Raw genomic sequence first — 5054 nt, forward strand, 5'->3', positions numbered from 1 at the left:
GAGGAAGTGCTGCGATACCCATGATACCGATAAACATACCGACGGCAGTTAGAGGCATTTTTTTAGCTAGCCCTCCTAGCACGTCCATATTTTGCGTATGAGTAGCGTGGATTACAGAGCCTGCACATAAGAATAGCAAGCCTTTGAATATCGCGTGATTTACTACGTGGTAGCAGCCTGCTAAAAATCCGACTGCACCTAGCGTTACATTGCCTGCTGCGACGCCGTAAATTCCGGTGCCAAGACCCAGCAAGATAATGCCGATATTTTCAACCGAGTGGTACGCAAGAAGCGCTTTAAAGTCGTGCTGGCACAACGCGTATAAAACGCCAAAAAGCGAGCTGGCTGCTCCTAGGATCAAAACTGCAAGCCCAAAATAGATGCTTAGCGGCAAAAATAGCGTAAATTTAACAAGGGTAAAGAGCGCTACTTTAATCATAACGCCGCTCATTAGAGCAGAGACGTTTGATGGAGCCGCAGGGTGAGCTTGCGGTAGCCAGACGTGGAAAGGCCACATTCCCGCTTTTGAGCCGAAGCCGACCAAAAACAAGATGAATGCTGCTACAGAAGCGCCCATAGGCATATTTACTTTTCCCCACTCCGCAAATTCGAAGCTTCCTGCGTAGTTTGCAATGATAAGTAATCCACAGGTGATACAAAATGCACCGATCTGCGCTATACCTAGATATACCATAACGGCTTTGAGCGTGCCTTTGCCATCGTTTACTATGATTAGAAATGACGAAATTAACGTCATAAGCTCCCATAAAACAGCGAAGCAAAATACATTATCCGCACTGATGACTAAAAGCATAGATAAGATGAAGGTATTAAATAAACATGCAAAAACGCCGATATTTGCCTTTCCGATATATTCCTCAGCGTAGCTCATGCCGTAAACGCTGCTTGCAAAGCCTATAAAAACGACTACGAAGCTGAAGAAATTTCCAAGCGGACTTAAAGCAAATTTTGGCGCATATAAGAAAGTACCGCCCAAAACGAAGCTATCGCTTACGCCCATATTGGCTACGAAATGACACATCGCATAAAAACAGCTGATAGCACCTAATCCAAATCCTACCTTAACGGCAGTTTTTGGAGCGCAGTATAAAAGGATACTAATTACTGCACTGACGATAAATAAAGTATAGACGCTTATCATTTTGCGCCTCCTTCTTTTTTGGCGACGCAACTGATTTCGCCGTTTAACACGTCTTTTGCAAAAGCATTAGCCGCATCGTAGTCTATCGCAAAGCCCAATTTATGCTTACCTTCTTTAGGATCTATCATAATGATAGCGCTAGTTGGGCAAACCTCGACGCATGCAGGACCGTTCTCGCGTCCGTTGCATAGATCGCATTTGATGGCGGTGCTTTTGGCGCCCGCTTGGCTTTCGATCTCGAGATAATACTTCGGCTCGACCGCATAATTTACTGACGGCATAAGCTCGGCATTCGAGCTGATCGCGCCATAAGGACAGGCGAGCGTACACATCTTGCATCCGATGCAAATTTCTTCGTGCAATTCGATATAGTTATTATCGAAGCGAAGCGCACCGGTAGGGCAGACATTTGCGCATGGTCCGTCATCGCACTGCCTGCACTGCGTAGGCATAACGCCGTAAGCCTGTCTAAGCACGGTAAGTCGCGATTTAGCAAGCTTGCCGCGCTCGTATGCACTTGAGTAACAGGCCGCCATGCACGTCGTGCAACCGATACATCGTTTGTAATCGCAGATTACAAATTTATGTTGTTTCATACCTTTCTCCTTGACTTAAGGAATTTTAAAAATTTTTTACTAAAAATTTTGGTGTAATTATATTTAAGTCCGTAAAAAAATTCCGTCATTTATCTGACGATATTTGGAATTTATTTGATAAATTTACTTTCAAAGCTTAAATTTAAAAACTAATTTCTTTTTTAAACCGGTTCGTTGATTATTTGCTTTAAATGTCTAGTATATCAGTATTAAAGTATATTTTAAAATTTAAATTACTACTTAAATTACCCCAATTTACTCCTAATTATAATTGAAAAAATTCTTTTAGCTTAAGGCAAAATTTCAATTTTATTTTAGGTAAGAATTTATATAATTGTGCCGAAATTGCATATATGGTAATTTTGCATGTTTAGTATTTTCGAAAGGAGAAAATATGGCGAATAAAGGCAAGGTCATATGCCCTTATTGTGGCACAGGCTGTCAAATCGAGCTGACTGCGGAAGACAATTATATCAAATCCGCAACCGGCGTAAGCGACAACCCCGTAAATCAAGGTTGTTTATGTTTGAAAGGTTATTACGGATGGAATTACGTAGGCTCTAGAGATAGGCTTACTACTCCGCTAATTCGTAAAAAGAATGGCAAATTTAGTAAAGACGGCGATTTAGTCGAGGCTAGCTGGGACGAAGCGCTTGATTTGGTTGCTAAAAAGATGCTCGAAGTTAAAGAAAAATACGGCGCCGACGCGATAGCGGGAAACTATTCCGCACGCTGTACGCATGAGGATAACTACGTAGCGCAGAAGCTACTTAGAATTTTAGGCACGAATAATATCGATCACTGCGCGCGCATTTGACACGCTCCGACTGTGGCAGGTCTTGCCAAAACAATCGGTAACGGAGCGGCTACAAATAGCTTCACGGAGATCGGAACTCACAGCAACTGCATTATGATGATCGGCTCAAACCCGGAAAATGGTCATCCGATCGTAGCTATGCACGTTCAAAGAGCGTTAAATAGAGGCGCTAAACTCATCGTCATAGACCCGGTTAAGACGGAATTTGCAAATCGCGCAGATATCCACCTTCAGCTCGAGCCGGAGCACAATATCCCAGTCATCAATGCTCTAATCCATGCTATTATCGACGAGAATTTGGTAAATCAAGAATTCGTTGAGAAATACACCAAGGGTTTTGAATATGTAAAAGAGGCGGTTAAGGATTATTCGCCTGAAGCCGTAGCCAAATACACTAGGCTAAACGCCGAGGATATTAGAAAAGCGGCTAGAATTTACGCTACTACGCGACCTGCGGTTATCACGCACGGGATGGGTGTAACTCACTTCAACCACGGCGTGGGCGCAGTCTGCGACATTTCAAATTTAATGCTCGTAACGGGCAATGTGGGCGAGCTCGGAAGCGGCGATCTACCGATCCGTGGACAAGAAAACGTTCAAGGCTGCTGCGATATGGGAATGCTTCCTAACGTATTTACCGGCTATAAAGCTGTAACCGACGAGAACGCACGCGCATGGTTCGAGCAGCAGTGGAATTTACCAAAAGGTCATCTAAACGGTAAGATCGGCATTCATAAAACTGAAGTGCCTGACGCAATTCTTGATGGTAGGGTAAAATTCTTCTGGACGATGGGCGAAAACCCGGTTATGACCGATCCGAACGCAAACCACTTCTTGCGCGCGATTTCGCAGGTAGAGATGTATGTGATCCAAGATATTTTCTTAACCGAGACGAGCCGCAAAGCAGATGTTGTGCTTCCTGGAGCTTGCAGCGGCGAGAAGGAGGGCACTTATGCTAACGCCGAGCGCCGCGTACAGCATAGCGAAATTGTGGTTGCCCCTCCGGGACAAGCTAGACAAGACTGGGCTATCATCTGCGAGCTTGCCAGACGCTTAGGACTAGGGGATTATTTCACATTTCAATCTCCAGAGCAGATTTGGGAAGAGGTGCGCAGGGTAGCTCCGCATAACTACGGCGGAATGAGCTATTACCGCATCAAAAAATACCACGGACTTCACTGGCCGTGCCCTGATGAGAATTCTATGGGCGGACCTGCATTGTATCTTGATAAAAAATTCTTTACTCCTGACGGCAAGGGAAATTTCGTCCCGGTTCTATTCGTGGATGATAAGAGCAAGATTGAAAGCGCCAAAGAGGAATTCGCAAAGCGTATGAATATGCCGAAAGATTATCCTGTAATGGCGGGCTCCGTGGACGAGAAGACCGACGAGGAATTTCCGATCCAGCTTCTAACTACGCGTAAGGTTTACGAGTATGCGGGAGGCGCGATGACTAGGCGCTCTAAGACCGTAGAGCAGGGCGGCGACGCGATAGGACCGATTGCGGAAATGAATCCGAAACTCGCCGAGCGATATGGAATTTCGCAGGGCGATTTCATCGTCGCGTGGAGCCGCTACGGCTATATCGCGATCAAGGCAGACATCACCGAGTGTATAATGGATGGTATCATTCAGATGTCTTATCACTACTGGGAGAGCTGCTGCAACGAGCTAACCAGCGGCGGCTGGGATCTAATCGCTAAAACGCCTACGTTTAAGGCAGCGATTCAGATTAAAAAGATCGACGAAGAGGAATTTTTGCGTATCCGCGAGCTTAAGCGCATTAAGTTTCAGACCAACAAGGTCGTTTACGACGACTTCCACCACCATCCGATTAAATTCTAAGAATTTAATCTTATCCGTAGATTCGGGGGCTATGCTTCCGAATCTACTTTTTAACAATCAATTCAAATAATATGAAATTTTTAGCGATCTAGCTGTCTTGTGATATTTTAAAGATCAAAAATTTCAAGAATTCAATAAATTTCGCGGTATTAATACGCTTTTTTTGCGTAGTTGCACTATCGATAAGAGGGTGTGAAATTTATCTGCTATTGCGTTAATAGATGTGGCGGCAGAGACCGGGCATTCGCGATTTATCAAATCCTAATAAATTAGCCTTAATTAGAGCGGCGCAATGGAGTAAATTTTAAAGATAAGCATGATAATAAGGCTATTTTATCGCGACAAATCTTGCCAAATTACATTATTGATTAAATTTTAACGCGCGCAGGCTGATTTTATGTATCAAGTAGCGCTGTAATTTTAATAACGCAAATGCGATTTTTGTGATTTTGATAGATGAATGCAAAAGGCTCATAGACTTTTAAAACGCTAGACGCGGCTTTTAGTCTTAATGGTCGCAAATGCTGGTTTCTAGCATAACCGGAGTAGTTTCGCGCTCCGTCTGAAATCCATAAATTTTGATTTTAAAATTTTAGATTTAAAATTCCGAATTCCGCCGTGCTTGGAGCTCGGA

At 43.9% G+C, this 5054-nt stretch carries 3 protein-coding genes; 1 reads left to right on the forward strand and 2 read right to left on the reverse strand.

Annotated elements, in window-relative coordinates:
- Together Q0095_RS07020 and Q0095_RS07025 are read right to left on the reverse strand one after the other, a co-directional pair.
- A partial coding sequence (locus tag Q0095_RS07020; protein WP_297882643.1) for a proton-conducting transporter membrane subunit occupies window positions 1–1162 on the reverse strand: 1162 nt, incomplete at its 3' end.
- The gene (locus tag Q0095_RS07025; protein WP_005871891.1) at window positions 1159–1758 is read right to left on the reverse strand and encodes a 4Fe-4S dicluster domain-containing protein; all 600 of its coding nucleotides are present in this window, start codon (window positions 1756–1758) and stop codon (window positions 1159–1161) included. The genes Q0095_RS07020 and Q0095_RS07025, both read right to left, overlap by 4 nt.
- A gap of 394 nt (window positions 1759–2152) precedes the next feature.
- Between Q0095_RS07025 and Q0095_RS10285 the strand changes: the two genes are divergently transcribed.
- Window positions 2153–4420 carry a molybdopterin-dependent oxidoreductase gene (locus Q0095_RS10285; protein ID WP_366806244.1) on the forward strand — a complete coding sequence of 756 codons (2268 nt, stop codon included), beginning with the start codon at window positions 2153–2155 and terminating at the stop codon, window positions 4418–4420.
- The last annotated feature ends 634 nt before the right edge of the window (window positions 4421–5054 follow it).

This window comes from uncultured Campylobacter sp. (genome assembly GCF_938045535.1).
Taxonomy (GTDB): domain Bacteria; phylum Campylobacterota; class Campylobacteria; order Campylobacterales; family Campylobacteraceae; genus Campylobacter_B.